We start from the raw sequence: 14,824 nt of genomic DNA, 5'->3' as shown, positions 1-14,824 counted from the left end.
GTGGGTGAACTTACTTGGCGCGAACGGCTGTTACGAAGGGACCGGTTTGCTGTAGCTTCCAGCCCTTGTCAAAGACATCGGCGTTGAAGAAGACCGCGCGGTAGCGAATATTCGGCTGATTGGGGTAGATATCCTCCGCCAAGTGCAGCTTGAATCCATCATCCTTATTGTCCAAGTCGCCGCGGAAGATCATGACATCCGGTCCGCGCCAAGCGGCGGAATCTAGAGCCTTAGCGAACTCGTCTGGTTTCATGTCCCAGGATTCATTCGCCCACGTTTCAATCTGCTGATTGCGGGTGTTGAACTCGCCCAATGGATTGGCGTAGTGGCTGGTAAAGGCGTTGAAACCCCAGTAGGGATAGTACGACATGAAGATCTTTTCATCCGTGAGCACCACCGTGTCATCCGGCGCATAGCCCTGGTCCTGGATGAAGTTGTGGATATCCAAGTAGTAATGAGCAGAATCGCTAGTAAAGCGGTCGGCACGCTCGCCATAGCCATCGGTATCGCTATAGGCGTGGTCGATGGCGTCCTCGTTGGCCTCTGGGATCTGCTGCGCATAATAGACGCCAGCAAGGGCGAGGACGATGGCCATGACCGCGGTGATCTGCTTATTGGTGGTGTGGGAGAAGCGCGCCGGGTAGAGGCGGTGTACGCCGAGCAGGCGCACCTCGGCCAGAGCGAGGATGCCGGCGGTGGCAAAGAGGAGCACCACGATTACCTCGAGGCGGAAGCTGAGCAGCGTGGTGCCGGCCAGCGTAGCCACCATGGATGCCACGGTCCATAGGTAGATGCCGATGAGGGAGATGCCTAGTGCGCGAACCTCTACGTCATTGAGGCGGACCACAATATAAATGAGGCCGATGAGGCAGAGGAAGCCAACGAGGCTAAAGGACAAGAAGGGCACCGGAATCTGCGTGCCTTCCTCTGGCAGATAGTGTTGCGCGGTGGTCTGTAGCGGTTCGGGTGAGTGCAGTACCGCCCAGATATAAGGGGCCCAGGCGATGAGAGCGATGGCGATGGAGCCTGCGGCAATGACTACCAAACGCACGATGGGGCGCCACGTGTGCTCATAAAGCGCGGTAAATAGCGCGATGAGGCTGACCACGGTGAGCGCGGCTGCACCGGTGAAAAGGGTATAGAACGTAGCTGAAATACCCAGGTAGAGCGTCACGCCTAGCGTAGATAGCCAGGAGCCGCCGTAGGCACGGGCGCTAAGTACCGCTACGGTAGGCAGACCCATTGCGATGACCGCAGAATAGGGTTCTTCGGCCGCAATGGTCAGCGTGATTGCGGTAGTGACTAGGGCGATGGCGGTGGCCACCGGTAGGGAATTAGTGAGGCGCTGCCAGATGGGCACCAGAATGCAGCCGGCTACAGCAATGGAGATAAGGGCCCAGGGCTGGTAGACCTCCCAGCCCGGAATGCCTAATAGTGCGCCCAAGCGGCCGCCGAGCCAGAACCAACCAATTGGGTAGAAGGAGGGCATGTCCTGGTAGTTCATGTCCGCATAGCCCATTTCCTCCACAGAGCGAGTGAGGAACTGGGTGCGGAAGGCCTGGTCCACCTGCACGCCATCGAGCCATAAGCGGGAGGCGGACAGCGGCAGGCCCACGGCGGCCAGAGTTAAAAAGGCTGGCGAAAGGTAGGTGACCGCGTAGGTCAGCCAGACCCGCCAGCGTGGCCGGGCAAAGGAATCCTTGTAGTGGTCATAGAGCCACCACACGCACAGACCACCGGCCAGTGCGAGTGTGACCACCACGCCCACCGTGGTCAGTGCGCGGGTGACCATGGAGGTATTAAAGGACGGCAGCGATACCGTCTTGAAGGCAAACCAACCCAGCAGCGTCACCGCGCCACCGGCTACGGCGGCCAGTACAATACCCAGCAGGGTCGCGCGGTGAGTCAGTGCATCGGCGCGATAGGCTTCGGTGCGGTTATCCTCGCTCACGGGCGTTGCCTGGGTGGGTACAGCTGTGCTTGTCATGCCCTATAGTTTCGCATACCTAAGCCCCACAGCCCGGATTTGGCGCGGGCAGTTGAGCACTTGCTTACCGACGCTCCCTATGCCACCGCCCCCGTCCCTCCACGCCGCGGGGTGTGGCGAGTGGAGAAAGCGGGGGCGGAGGCGAGCCGGCCGGCAGGTGCCAGCGTGGAAAGCCGCGGTGTTTTAGAACGGCAGCTTGCGGAAAATGGCCTGTGGGATGAACTTGAATGCCAAAGAAACGTATTCAAACAGTGGGTGCACGAAGATGGCCTGCTTGCCATCGAGCACGGCCTTGACGGTGGCTTCGGCAACGTCGGAGACGTTGACGGTCAGCGGGGCGTCGCCGGCCTCGGCAGACATCTTGGTGCGAACCTGGCCTGGGCGAACGACCAGCACGTTAGCGCCAGTACCGCGCAGGGCCTCGCCCAGGTTGATATAAAAGCCGTCCACGCCGGCTTTGGAAGCACCGTAGACAAAGTTGGAGCGGCGCACGCGCATGCCGGCCACGGAGGACATGGCAATGATGGTGCCGTGGCCCTGGTGCTTGAACTTCTCGCCCAAGAGCACGCCTACGGATACCGGAGCGGTGTAGTTGGTCTGTGCGGAGGCGACGGCTTTATCGTGGTTTTGCCATAGCTCTTCCTGGTCACCCAGGGTGCCGAAAGCAACGATGGCCACGTCCACATCGCCGCGCTCCCAGGCCTTATTAATAACGTCTGGGTGGGAGTCGAAGTCGGTGGCGTCGAAGTCTAGGACTTCTACGTCAGCGCCGCGGGATTCCAGGTCAGCCTTGGCCTGGCCGATGCGCGGGGACTCCGGGCGGGCGGCCAGGGTGACTTTGGCCGGGCCGCGCTGCAGGAACTCGGAGACGACGCCGAGGCCGATCTCGGAGGTGCCGCCCAAAAGCAGGATGTGTTGTGCTTGGCCTACTGCATTAAGCATGGTCAGTAAATCTCCTTAAAGGTGTTATTTCCAGTGATTAGTGCAGCTCGAGGCGGCGGGACATATCGGAGGCAAAGACGCCGGTCGGGTCGATCTCGTTGCGGGTCTTCAGCCAGCCTTCCATGCCCGGGTACATCTTATGGAAGTTCTCCGCGGAGGTGCGGGACTCCTTGGCCAAGTAGAGGCGGCCACCGAATTCCATCACGCGGCGGTCCAGGTCATCCAGGAACTTACCCAGGCCTGGACGGATGGGGAAGTCCACGCAGACGTTCCAGCCCGGCATCGGGTAGGACAGTGGTGCGCGGTTGCCCTCGCCGAAGAGCTTGAACACATTGAGTGCGGAGTAGCGGCCGGAGCGCTGCATATCGCGGATGATTTCCTTGAACGGCTCCACGGCTTCGGTCGGTACCACGAACTGGTACTGCAGGAAGCCCTTGGAACCGTAGCCGCGGTTCCATTCGCCGATGAGATCCAGCGGCTGGTAGAACTGCGTCAGGTTCTTGACCTGATTCTTCGCCGGTGCACCCATGGTGTAATAAGCCAAGCCCACAGCGGAGAGGGAAAGCTTATTCATAGTCCAAGACGGGAAGATATCCGGCACCGTCATCAGCTGCGGCGCATTGAACTTCAGCGGATCCTTGGCCAGCTTCGGGGCGAGTTCTTCCAGCTGCGCCAGGGTGGCCAGCGAGCCGCGGGAAATGGTGGAGCGGCCCAGCTTTGGTTCTGGCGAAATGACATCGAACCAGGCGGAAGAATAGGTGTAGTTGTGCTCGGAACCATCGGAGTGGAAGGCGATGGTTTCATCCAAGTTATCGGTGCGGTCCGTATCCGCGATGAAGTAGGCGGTTTCCGTCTTGGTCATGCGGATGGTGGCGCGCAGGATGATGCCGGTCAGGCCCATGCCGCCAACGGTGGCCCAGAAGAGGTCGCCGCTCGGGTCATCCTCGGAGCCCTCCGGGGTCAGGTGCAGCACGCGGCCATCGGCCACGAGCAGCTCCATGGAGACCACGTGGTCACCAAAGGAACCGGCGGAGTGGTGGTTCTTGCCGTGAATATCCGGGCCGATAGCACCACCGATGGTGACCTGGCGAGTACCCGGTAGAACCGGAACCCACAGGCCATATGGCAGGGCAGCCTTCATCAGCTGGTCCAAGGTGACACCGCCATCGACGTCCACCAGAGCGGACTCGGGATCGATGGAGTGGATCTTATTGAGCTTTTGCATGTCGATGACCAGGCCGCCGCCATTTTGGGCGGGGTCACCGTAGGAGCGGCCCATACCGCGGGCGATGACGCCGCGGCGCAGGTGGGCGGGCTTATCCGAGTTATCTTCTGCAACCTGAGCCACGGCCTTTTTGATCACGTCCACGTCTTCGGTGGCGAGCACGTGGGCGGTCGTCGGGGCGGTGCGGCCCCAGCCGTGCAGGGACTTTTCAGTGGTGTGTAATTCCATCTCTTACTCTTTGCTCGACGGACTTATGTCGCTTCTCCAGCCTACCTAGCTCACACGAGGGGTGATGGAGTGACGCGAGTGATATTCGGAACAAAACGGACGCTTGTACTGCCCGAATGTGTCCGTTTATAGATCCATAAGCGCGCGGATCTCCTCTGGCAGCTCGTCTTGGGATTCAATAGTCGGGCCATCGTACGCCCGCAAAAGTTCGTAGACCCGAGCCCGCGAGGAGGAATCCAACATGGGTAGTTCCTCCGCCATAAGCCGCGTCATGAACGGGCTCAGGGGTACATCGGTGTGCTCTGTGGCTTCGAAGTGGCCGTTGCGCTTATCATCCTCCGCGCGCACATCCTGGGCCGCCTGCTGCGCGGGCGTCATATGCTCTGTCTTTTCCGAGTACATGCGCATTAGCTTACCGCCGCTTAAAGTGGTCGCTATGACCAACAACCGCGAGACGCAAGATCAGCAACAAGACAACTACGCCCTCGATGACACCCTGGCAGGCCGCATTACCCAAGCTGCCGCCGTGGGCATCGCGACCTCCTATCCTGATTGGATCAAATCCAAGGGCGGATTGATTACTGCGTATACCTTGTCTTTCTTTGGCTTTGGTGCCCTAGTGGCTTATACCAACGCGCACGCTGAGCAGGATGGCGATGAGCCGCGCTCGCCACAGGATATTTCCGATCAAGGCCTTAAGCCTTGGGCTATTTTTGCCGCAGTGGTGCTGCTGCTCATCCTGGGCGGCTGGATGAATATTGCTATTTCCCAGCGCATGGTGAAGTTCCTGCGCAAGCGCGGTGCCAAGCGGCCGTGGACCCTATTGGGCGCCATTGGCGCAGCGCTGACGTTCCTGATTAGTGAGCTGGAAGCGCGCGATATTGCAAAACTAGCTTCCTAAAACTTGCGTATGGTGGGGCTCATGAACGCAGGGGTCACCGATATCGCACAGGCGCGGGCCAAGCGCGCCGATAGCGTGGTATCCCTAAAGCGCGAGCCCCTCACCATTATTTGCCAAGTTGCAAATATTCGCGCCGATGGCGAGGTGCACCGTCAGATTGGTTTTAGCGATGCGCTGACATTTACGGAGCTACACCGCGTGCTGCGCATTTGTTTTGGCCTGCCGGAGGAAGAATCGCCCTGGCACTTTTATGAACACACAGAGGCCCGTGGTCAGCGCATCGATCCGGAACGCCAGGCCTCCGAATTCCTATGGCGCGCGGGAGACCAGATCGACTTCGTTTGGGGCCTATGGGATTTCGAACTGGTGGTAGCCGATATTTACCCGCGCGATAACGGCACCCCAGAGGCCCTGTGCGTGGGAGGTTCGGGCTCGCTCTTCCAGCCCTTTGAGCTCACCAGCGTTAACCGCGAGTTGACCGGGCAAGAGGTAACCGATGAGGTCTTTTCCGCAGTATCTTTGCCCGTGCGTGATTTGATTGAGCGCACCAAACTCTATGATTTCGTCCCGCTACTCCAGGCGATGGATCTAAGCCGAGACACGGACCTATCCGGTAATACCACCCGCGTGCTCGCCAGCCTGCCGCGCGAGGTCACACATGAAGGAAAAGATGCCTTTTGGTCCATGGTGCTTGCCCTATCGTGCATGGGCGGGGCGGAGCTGACTGATTCCGTGGTGGAGACCACCATGGATGCGCTCGGCTGGGTCAATGACGACGGCAAGGCACTTACCGGTGCCGAAGTCCGCGAGCTATGCGCAGCATCCTTGGAACAATTGGCCGGTATCGGTGCCTATGGTGCTGAATCCGCCGCGCCGGTGGACCGGCTGGACATGTACCGAGCGCTCTTGCGCGGGTAGGCTACTCACTCGTGACTAATTCAGCTGACGACGCCGTAGAAGTAAAGCCCTCATCCACCTCGCTGCATACCCAGCTGGTGCGTTTTATTTCCGTGGGCGTATTTACTGCCGCCATTGACTATGGTCTCACGCTTTTATTGACGTATTTGGGCCTGCACCGCTCTGCCGCCAAGGCGATCGGTTGGGTCTTTGGCACCATTGCCGCCTACCTAGCCAATGCGCGGTGGACCTTTGGGGCCAAGGTGTCCGGCCGCACGGCCGCGACCGTAGGTATCTTGTACGCCTCAACCTTCGCGGTACAAAACTTTCTGTATTGGGTGCTCAATGAGCCGCTCATCTCCCTTGGCTTTGAGGGTGCGGTGAAAGACACCATCGCCTTTGTCATCGCCCAAGGCGTGGCCACAGTGACCAACTTTGCCATTCAGAGGGCCTTCATCTTTAAAGAAAAGTAAACGTCAGTAGCCTGAGCTTGCGTGCGCAGGACTTCACGTTTGCGTTGGCCTGGCCTCCTGCTGATGGGCCTAAAGCCACCGCCGTGGTAGTGAATTTCGCGGTGTAGCGCTGGATTCTTTTGAGAAAGCGGAAGCGCGGGGCGTCGTCAAGCAGGAGCCTACCTAGCCCTGACCGGGCCGGCGGAAATCTTCCCTGCGGCCGCGGTTGTGGAGCTTGAGCCATTCGATAAAGCCTGCCGGATCGTGGCGTTGGACCAAGAAGAACCAGCCAAAGCGCGCGAATTCCTGCGGCAGTAGCTTGCGCATGCCGCGCTGCCACAGCAGGTAGCCGCGATTGCGGTAGGTAAAAAAGCGCTTGAACTCGCCCTCTGGGTACTGCGTGTGCATCTTGCCGCCCAGAATTGGTTTGAACTCATCCGAGCCGTCCGGGTGCAGGTAGCTGGTGGTTAGCGCCGTGCCGAAGGAGAGCCCGGAATTTACCAGCCGGCGGTGGTATTCCACCTCATCGCCACGGATAAAGAGGCGATAGTCCGGTACCCCAATAACCTCCATGGCTGCCGCCGAAATCAACGCGCCATTAAACAGCGAGGCAATGCCCGGCAGGAAGTCGCCCTCCAGCTCATCCATGCGGCGGCGCCACACCAACCCTTGGCGCAGGGGGAAGGCCAGCCGGCCGGGATCGTCGATATTGCACACCGCTGGAGAAACCTCGTGCAGGCGGTTGGCCTCGGCTACCCGATACAGCTCCGCAAGTACCGCGTGATCGGCGGGGCGCCCATCATCATCGGCGCACCACACGGCATCGGCACCCAAAGAAAGCGCGGTGAGAAAGCCCAGAGCAAAGCCGCCAGCGCCGCCCAAGTTGGTCTCTGAGGGCACATAAACACCGCGGTCGCCCGCCATGGATTCCACGAGCTCGCGCACCGCATCTTCTGCGCCATTATCCACCACGATTACCCACTGCACGGGGTGGGTTTGGTGTACCACCTGTGCGAGCGAAGCCCGCAATAGTTCGGCGCGCTGATGGGTAACAATGACGGCGGCGGTGGAACCGGTAGAAGTCAGGGTGGCAGTCATGCGTTCCATCTTGCCACCGGGCTGGGGCGGGCTAGCGCAGAAACACTCCGCGCAGCGGAAGCGAGATGCGAAAAAGAGCGCTGCTAGTTGTCGCTCGTATCCTCATTTTCAAATCGCTCGCGCAGGTCGCGGACGTATTCTCCAACCTCTGGGCCCTCGTATTCACCGACGACGTCAGAAACCTCGCCCACCGAGCGGATCTCGCCGTGGTCGATCCACAGCGCGGTATTACACAGTTGAGCCAGGAAGTCATTGGAGTGGGAGGCAAAGACCAGAATGCCGGAGCGCTTCACCAGCTCCTGCAGGCGCACGCGTGCTTTGGCCATGAATGCGGCGTCGACGGCGCCGATGCCCTCATCCAGCAGCAGGATTTCCGGTTCAATGGAAGTCACCACGCCAAGTGCCAAACGTACGCGCATACCGGTGGAATAGGTGCGCAGTGGCATGGAAAGATAATCGCCAAGCTCAGAAAACTCCGCGATCTCATCCATCTTCTTTTTCATCTGCTTGATGGATTGGCCCAAAAAGAGGCCGCGGATAATGATGTTGTCGTAGCCGGAGACCTCTGGGTCCATGCCCACACCCAAATCAAAGACGGGGGCCACGCGGCCGCGCACATCGGCAGAACCGCGGGTGGGTTCATAAATGCCAGATAAAAGGCGCAGCAAGGTGGATTTGCCGGCGCCGTTATGGCCCACCAAACCCACGCGATCGCCCTCACGCAGGTGCAGGTTAATATCCTTCAGCGCCTCCACCACAACGGTATTCTGGGCATTTTTGCCAATCGCACCACCGGCGGAAGAGAGCATGGCCTTCTTCAGCGAGCGAGATTTGGCATCAAAGATGGGAAAGTCCACGCACGCGTTATACGTATCAATCGAGACCATCAGTCTGTATCCTTTCGAGGAATCTCAGCAAGTGCAGGGCGCGGGCCTAAACCCAGTAGCTGACGCGGAAGCGCCACTTGCGCATAACCAAGCCCGCGATGAGCAGGCCGATTATGGTGCAGCCGATAACGATCCACCAGTGGTAGGCGGCCACCGGCTCACCGATCATCGGTGCGCGGACGATTTCCAAGTAGTGATAGAGCGGGTTGATCTCCGCGATGCGGGCGCGGCCGGCCACAGCACCGCCTTGGTCTTTCAAGGTATTGGTCATCCACACAATCGGAGTGACGTAAAACAGTAGCTGGGTCAAAGCTTCCAGTAGCGGGGCTACGTCGCGGAAGCGGGTGGCAATAATGCCAAAGAACATCGTGACCCACACGCCGTTGACTAAAAGCAATGCCAAACCAGGGATAAACAGGAAGAACTCCCAGCCCAGGCTGCGCGGGAAGATAAGGATAAGCAGCAACCAAATGATGAGGTTATGGCCCAAAAACAGTGTCTGGCGCCATACGAGGCGGTAGACGTGCACCGAAAGGGGAGCGGGTAGCTGTTTAATTAAGCCCTCATTGTCAATGAAGACGGTGGAGCCTTCCTTAATGCAGCCCGAGATGAAGGTCCACATAATAAGGCCCACGGTGACGTGGGGGAGGAACTCCGCAACGGGAATCTGGAAGAGCATGGAATATAGCAGGCCCAGGGCTAGGGCCATGACGCCGGTGGCGATGGTGATCCAAAATGGGCCCAGGACGGAGCGGCGGTAGCGCTGCTTAATATCTTGAATACCCAGCTTGAACCACAGCTCGCGCTGCTGTGCACCCTGCGCAAGATCCGCGAAGGCGGCCTTGAGGGTCTCGGACTGGGACGCTGGGGTGGCCTCGCTGTCTGGCTGAGAGGTCATGCGGGCGATATCAGCGCGCAGTTGATTGTTATCTTGCACGCTCAACACCCTAGCGCGCGGGCTGGGCAAACGGGAACTACACGCCGCCAGCCTGCGAAAACAGCGATATACAGCGAAAATCCAGATTTGGGAAACTTGGGGCAAACGCGTATACAGTAGGGGATCGACCGCCACTGAGTGGCGATGCTTAGCGCGATAAAGAAGGGACCGTAATGCCAGCAGGAGCTTCGGCACACTATGACGTATTCAGTGTGCGCGGCTTATACACCGGGCTATCTGATGGTTGGACCTACCTCAACGCGCACGCGGTTCCCCAGATTTCTGAGCGAGTAGCCTCCGGCGTGGCTCGCTCCTTCCGCATGTCCACTGCGGTGGCCACTCAGGAAGGGCCAGGCGGCGCCCACTCTGCCACGCCCGCGCCGGGGCGTTTGGAAGGAGATGGCAATTACACCGCTGCGCGCATGGCCGTAGCCGATCTGACCGGTTCCAAGGCGGATCGCGTGGTGCTTGGCCCCTCCCTGCCGGTGCTCTACCAGTCCTTGGCACATGCGGCGCGCCCGCTTTTAGGTAGCAATTCCTCGCTGGTGCTTTCCAAGCTTGATCCACCGTCTTTGTACTCGGCGTTTTCTGAGGGCAAGGCGGAGACCCGTTGGGCCCAGCCGGACTTGGGAACAGGCGAATTGCCAGGATTCCAGTTCGCAGAGCTTGTCGACGGCTCTACGCGGCTTGTCGCCTTCTCTGCCGCGCACGAACTTTTGGGCACTGTTTCCCCAGCGGCTGAGATTATCGATACGGTCCATGAGCGCTCCCGTGCCTGGACGCTTCTCGACGTCTCTGCGATCGCCCCCTATCGCCCCATCAACTTTGATGAGCTCGGCGCCGATATCTTGGGCCTCGACTTGGGCTTATTAGGCGGCCCGCAGCTAGCGGCTTTGGTTTTCCGCGATACCCGAATGTTCCGGCGACTCGATGCCCTCGATCCGGTGCATGCCGGCAAGGGGGCCCGCAAGCTGGAGACGCCCATTTCCTCTGGCCTTGCCGGTGGCGTCGGCCCGCTCGTGGACCACCTCGCTGCGCTTGCTGGTGGGGAGAGTGGTTCGCGCCGCAAGCGCTTGCGTACCTCCATGGATGCGCTCAGTGCCTACTTGGAGGAATTGCGCGCAGACCTGTATTCCTTCTTGAGCACGCTGCCTGCCGTGCATATCCTCGGCGTGACTGGGGAGGCCGCCGCCGGCGCATCCGACGATCGCCTGCCCCGCCTTACCTTTGCCGTAAGGGGCGTTCCTGCTGAGACCGTGTACAAGCGCCTCTTTGACAACGGGCTCGTCACTACGCTTGCCCCACAAACCCCGTTGCTTACGGAGATGGGCGTGGAAGAAATCGGTGGCGCCGTGACGGTTGCGCTTGGCCCCTTCAATACCTATCACGACGTCGAGCACCTGACGCGTGTTGTAGCCTCGCTGGCTTAAACAGTAAGCACCAAGGTGCCAGTGACCTCGCCACTGTCGAGTGCGGCGTGGGCGTGGGCGGCGTCGGCAAGCGGGTAAGTGGCGTGTAGGGCGTGCTTTACGCGGCCGTCCTCCAACATGGGCCACACATTTTCTACCGTGCCTGCCACAATCTGTGCCTTATCCTCCAGATCGCGGGCGCGCAGCGTAGTGCCCTGGATGGTCAAGCGTTTGGGCAACATGGCACCTAGGTTGATATCGGCCTTGGTTCCGCCCTGCATGCCGATGATGATGAGCTTGCCATCCTTGGCTAGGCATTTCATATTCTTTTCCAAGTACTTTGCCCCGATAATGTCCAAGATGACATCGCAGCTTCCCTTCAACTCTTCTAAGAAATCCTGTTCTTTATAGTTGATGAGAATATCTGCACCTAGTTCGCGGCAACGCTCAAGTTTTTCTTGCGAACCGGCTGTCACGGCCACTTCCGCCCCCAGTGCTTTAGCCACCTGGATGGCAAATGTACCGATACCGCCGCCACCGCCGTGGATGAGCACGCGCTGGCCCTCGTGTAGGCCCGCCTCGATGCCAAGGTTGGACCAGACGGTGCAGCCGACCTCAACTACCGCAGCGGTTTCTTCCAAGCTGAACCCCTTTGGCACGGGCAGCAGTTGACCTTTTGGAACCGCCACATATTCGGCGTAGCCGCCTCCTGCAAGTAGGCAGCCCACTTCAGCGCCCACCTCCCAATCGGTATCGCCAGCATCCGCGACAGTGCCGGCGGCTTCTAAGCCTAAGATTTCGGACGCTCCCGGTGGTGGCGGGTAGGCACCCATCGTTTGCAAGATATCGCCGCGGTTGACGCCGGCAGCGTGTACCTTGACGAGAACTTCACCTGGTTGCAGCTGCGGAAAATCGACGTTACGAAGCTCTAGGGATCGACGCTCCTGTGGGTCGGTCTGGACAATTGCCTTCATTTTTGTTGTAGCCATGGGCCCCAATCTAATGAAGATCCTGTGTCCTGTGCCACGAATGACCTCGCGGGGAGTAATCATTTTAAGCGCTGACGGTGGCCTTTTGGGAAACAGGGCCATCTATTTAGTAGACTGACCAAGTTGCTTCTTTGGCAAGGAGATTGCCTTCGATGCGCAACCTGGAGACGTGGCAGAGCGGCCGAATGCACCGGTCTTGAAAACCGGCGAGGTAATACCTCCGCGGGTTCAAATCCCGCCGTCTCCGCAGACTGTCTGACCCCTAGTCGTCCCTGACTAGGGGTTTGCTTTTTCCTTAGAATCTGCCCTGCCCTGATCTGCCCTACCGATCTCAAGTAGTTGCAGGATGAACTCCACGTATTGGGTTTTGATTATTCCTAACGCAACAAAATTCTCGCCAACCAAATCCTGATTCATTGGTGCCTTCCAGGTTGAGGAAGGTTGTCTTCTGAATGTGCGGAAACAGGCAAGATTCGGACGTGAATCGGTAAGTACCTAGGCCTCTCCAATCTTCGCTTCGATGGCGGTATCCGATGCGGGGAGGCCTGCAGTTGTACCACTTGATGCCGTTCGTATGGTCATTAATTCGGTTTAAGCAAGAAAGCCGTTAATGCCGTAAATATTTACCCATCAAAAAATAAAAGAACCTTTGTTCTATATAGGATTTCACCCATTTATCCTTTCGGAATAAGTAGATTAGAATGCTAAATTGCTTAAATAAGATCACCATGAGATTGCCTGTCAAATATAAAAATGCACCAACGGGTGGAAGCGTGCTGGCTGGAGTGCAATTTAGAGCATAATATGCCGTACGAAGTATGCAAATATGCAACTCTCCTAGCGAAAATATTTAGCTACCTAAGGTTCTGGTTAGGTTTTTAATTCGCGTAAGTGCTGGATACAGATCTGCAAGCATGATGATTAGGCCGGCAAGGGGCGTCGTGAAGGCTGGGGAGCTTGTGGAAATGTGTGTCGACAGTTGGTGCTAATGCATATTCAGAAATTAACTATGCAGCACCCGTATGGGGGTGAAATATCGTCACAATGTTCACAGTTTTTACGCGCACTGAGAATCCGTTTTCTGTAAGCGTGTCCGACTGTATATATGATGACCAGTGAAAATACGCTTAACCTTCTTGTGTTCGCCTGAAAATTAACTGCCAAGAAGGTTGTATTGGGCTGGAAGCGAACCTGCTTCTTGGATAGGGTCATTCCCAGCGACAAAAGCTGCACTGAATGTTGAGAATGAGAAGTTCATTCGTTGGAACATTGCTCGCGTCGCCCTACACGACGGTTATCGAAAGATAATTCTCACTGACCCAAACTCAACTCTCTTTAGGGGAAAATATGTTCAAGAATCGTGTTCGTACCGCCGCCCTCGCCGGTGCTGTTGCAGTTGCTACCGGTGTTTCCGGTCTGGCTGTTCCCGCTTTCGCAGAAGACAACGTAGTTGCCCAGACCCAGGGCGACGGCTTCAACCCTGCGGATAACTCTGCAGCTGAAGAAGTTAAGGCTCTCGACAACACCGAAGAAGCACTGCTGAAGGCTACCGGCGCTACCAAGGACTACATCGATGGTCACGCTGAGTTGGATCAGATCATCGAAGAGGTTCTGCAGGATGCCGAGGACGGCATTGACCCGTCTGAGGAAGCTACCTACGGTGACTTCAAGAAGCAGGGCGAGGTAGCTACCCAGGAGCTGGCTAAGGCTCGCAAGAACGTGCAGGACGCTCGTGCCGCCGTTAAGTTCGCTAAGCAGAAGGATGACGCTTCTGACGCTGCTTGGAAGAACGTTGATAAGAAGAAGGCTGAGCTGAACGCCGCACAGTCCGCTGCTGAAGAGGCTATCTCCGCCAAGGTTGATGCTGTAAACGCTGAAGGCCAGAAGGGTGGCCTGGAGGATCTGCAGGCTCCTTCCCCTGCTTCCGTAGATGAAATCAAGGCAGCACTTGAGTCCTACGAGGAAGCATACGATCACGCTGGTGAGCGTGATGCGGACCAGGCCGAGGACAACTTCATCCCACGTTCCTACCTCGCACCGCTGGAGGAGCTCATCGCAACCACCAAGGCTCAGCTGAAGAAGGTTGAGGATGCTGAGGCAGCTCTCGATAAGGCAACCGCTGCTGCGAAGGACGCTGCTCGTGAGGCTCAAAAGTCCGACGTTTTGGTTCGTCAGGCACTTCTCGACCGAGCACGCGCTCAGGTTCACGTCCTGCGCCTGTACGAGGCACGCTTCACCGTGCTTACCCGCGTGATTGAACTGCGCGAGTCCGATGCTGACCGCAACATCACCATCGACGGCAAGGACATCACCTTGCGCCAGGCTTACTGGAACGTTCTTCCTACCCTGAACGAGAACACCACCAAGTACGCAGACTCCTTGAGCGAAACCGAGAAGAACTTGCTGGACGGCTGGAACGGCGACTTGGATAACTTCGAGGGTGCTAAGGAAGACGGCGAGGCTAAGGCTTTCGACGCAATGCGCACCGCTACCAAGACCAACGCCTACGAAAACTCCTTTGACGCTGTTGAGTGGGAAGAAGCTCTCAAGCTGGTTCTAAACAAGGACAACGAGGTCACCAAGCAGATTGCTGCCGAGCTGGAAGCTGCTGAACAGGAGAAGAATGAGGACGACGCTCAGACTTCTGAGACCCCTGAGACCCCTGAGGCTCCTGCAGACAATGAGCAGACTGAGAACCCGAACAAGGACCCGAAGGACAAGTCCTCCAAGCTGTCCCCGCTGGGCATCGCAGGCATTGTCCTCGGTGTATTGGGCGCTGTAGCAGCTATCTTCCCATTCTTGGGCAAGCAGCTGAACCTGCAGCTGCCGCAGCTTCCTCAGCTGCCTAAGCTTCCTTTCTAAGTTAAAGGAG

Annotated in this window: 13 protein-coding genes and 1 tRNA gene; 6 read left to right on the top strand and 8 right to left on the bottom strand. The window is 58.1% G+C overall.

Annotated elements, in window-relative coordinates; translation table 11 throughout:
* Nucleotides 1–10: 10 nt before the first annotated feature.
* The 4 genes from L8V01_RS08015 to L8V01_RS08000 all read right to left on the bottom strand — a co-directional run bounded on the left by L8V01_RS08015 (nt 11) and on the right by L8V01_RS08000 (nt 4,784).
* Entirely contained in the window at nt 11–1,987 is a 1,977-nt protein-coding gene (locus L8V01_RS08015; RefSeq protein WP_269946558.1) for a galactan 5-O-arabinofuranosyltransferase, read from the bottom strand.
* Nucleotides 1,988–2,170: 183 nt separating this feature from the next.
* A complete protein-coding gene (locus L8V01_RS08010; protein ID WP_269946557.1) occupies nt 2,171–2,929 on the bottom strand; it encodes a decaprenylphospho-beta-D-erythro-pentofuranosid-2-ulose 2-reductase in 759 nt (252 codons plus the stop codon).
* 37 nt (nt 2,930–2,966) lie between these two features.
* On the bottom strand, nt 2,967–4,382 hold the full coding sequence (locus L8V01_RS08005) for a decaprenylphosphoryl-beta-D-ribose oxidase (RefSeq protein WP_269946556.1): 1,416 nt from the start codon (nt 4,380–4,382) through the stop codon (nt 2,967–2,969).
* Between the two features lie 126 nt (nt 4,383–4,508).
* Nucleotides 4,509–4,784 (bottom strand): hypothetical protein, encoded by a 276-nt coding sequence (locus L8V01_RS08000; protein ID WP_269946555.1) that lies wholly within the window; start codon nt 4,782–4,784, stop codon nt 4,509–4,511.
* A 34-nt stretch (nt 4,785–4,818) separates the two neighbouring features.
* Between L8V01_RS08000 and L8V01_RS07995 the strand changes: the two genes are divergently transcribed.
* From L8V01_RS07995 to L8V01_RS07985, 3 genes are read left to right on the top strand one after another with little or no spacing between them, the layout of a single operon-like run.
* A complete protein-coding gene (locus tag L8V01_RS07995; protein ID WP_269946554.1) occupies nt 4,819–5,283 on the top strand; it encodes a hypothetical protein in 465 nt (154 codons plus the stop codon).
* 9 nt (nt 5,284–5,292) lie between these two features.
* Nucleotides 5,293–6,201: a hypothetical protein gene (locus L8V01_RS07990; RefSeq protein WP_269946553.1), complete on the top strand. Its 909-nt coding sequence runs from the start codon at nt 5,293–5,295 to the stop codon at nt 6,199–6,201.
* Nucleotides 6,202–6,212: 11 nt separating this feature from the next.
* Nucleotides 6,213–6,653, top strand: coding sequence for a GtrA family protein (locus L8V01_RS07985; RefSeq protein WP_269946552.1), 441 nt, complete (start codon nt 6,213–6,215; stop codon nt 6,651–6,653).
* 162 nt (nt 6,654–6,815) lie between these two features.
* On the opposite strand, the gene glfT1 is transcribed toward L8V01_RS07985, so the two are convergent.
* From glfT1 to wzm, 3 genes are all read right to left on the bottom strand, one after another.
* Nucleotides 6,816–7,739 (bottom strand): galactofuranosyltransferase GlfT1, encoded by a 924-nt coding sequence (glfT1, locus tag L8V01_RS07980; protein ID WP_269946551.1) that lies wholly within the window; start codon nt 7,737–7,739, stop codon nt 6,816–6,818.
* Between the two features lie 74 nt (nt 7,740–7,813).
* Nucleotides 7,814–8,617 carry a galactan export ABC transporter ATP-binding subunit Wzt/RfbE gene (gene wzt, locus L8V01_RS07975; protein WP_150850302.1) on the bottom strand — a complete coding sequence of 268 codons (804 nt, stop codon included), beginning with the start codon at nt 8,615–8,617 and terminating at the stop codon, nt 7,814–7,816.
* Between the two features lie 46 nt (nt 8,618–8,663).
* Nucleotides 8,664–9,515: a galactan export ABC transporter permease subunit Wzm/RfbD gene (wzm, locus tag L8V01_RS07970; RefSeq protein ID WP_269946719.1), complete on the bottom strand. Its 852-nt coding sequence runs from the start codon at nt 9,513–9,515 to the stop codon at nt 8,664–8,666.
* 212 nt (nt 9,516–9,727) lie between these two features.
* On the opposite strand from wzm, the gene L8V01_RS07965 reads away from it, so the two are divergent.
* Nucleotides 9,728–10,984 (top strand): aminotransferase class V-fold PLP-dependent enzyme, encoded by a 1,257-nt coding sequence (locus L8V01_RS07965; RefSeq protein ID WP_269946550.1) that lies wholly within the window; start codon nt 9,728–9,730, stop codon nt 10,982–10,984.
* Here L8V01_RS07965 and L8V01_RS07960 read toward each other — a convergent pair.
* Nucleotides 10,981–11,937, bottom strand: coding sequence for an NAD(P)H-quinone oxidoreductase (locus tag L8V01_RS07960; RefSeq protein WP_269946718.1), 957 nt, complete (start codon nt 11,935–11,937; stop codon nt 10,981–10,983). The genes L8V01_RS07965 and L8V01_RS07960 overlap by 4 nt on opposite strands.
* A 178-nt stretch (nt 11,938–12,115) precedes the next feature.
* Here L8V01_RS07960 and L8V01_RS07955 point away from each other — a divergent pair.
* Together L8V01_RS07955 and L8V01_RS07950 are read left to right on the top strand one after the other, a co-directional pair.
* Nucleotides 12,116–12,199 (top strand) — tRNA-Ser (locus tag L8V01_RS07955).
* 1,100 nt (nt 12,200–13,299) lie between these two features.
* Complete coding sequence (locus L8V01_RS07950) at nt 13,300–14,814, top strand: hypothetical protein (protein WP_269946549.1); 1,515 nt, start codon at nt 13,300–13,302, stop codon at nt 14,812–14,814.
* Nucleotides 14,815–14,824: the final 10 nt, after the last annotated feature.

It is taken from the genome of Corynebacterium curieae (assembly GCF_027570035.1).
GTDB classification, from domain to species: Bacteria; Actinomycetota; Actinomycetes; order Mycobacteriales; family Mycobacteriaceae; genus Corynebacterium; species Corynebacterium curieae.
This window is presented reverse-complemented; position numbering and strand designations above follow the sequence as displayed.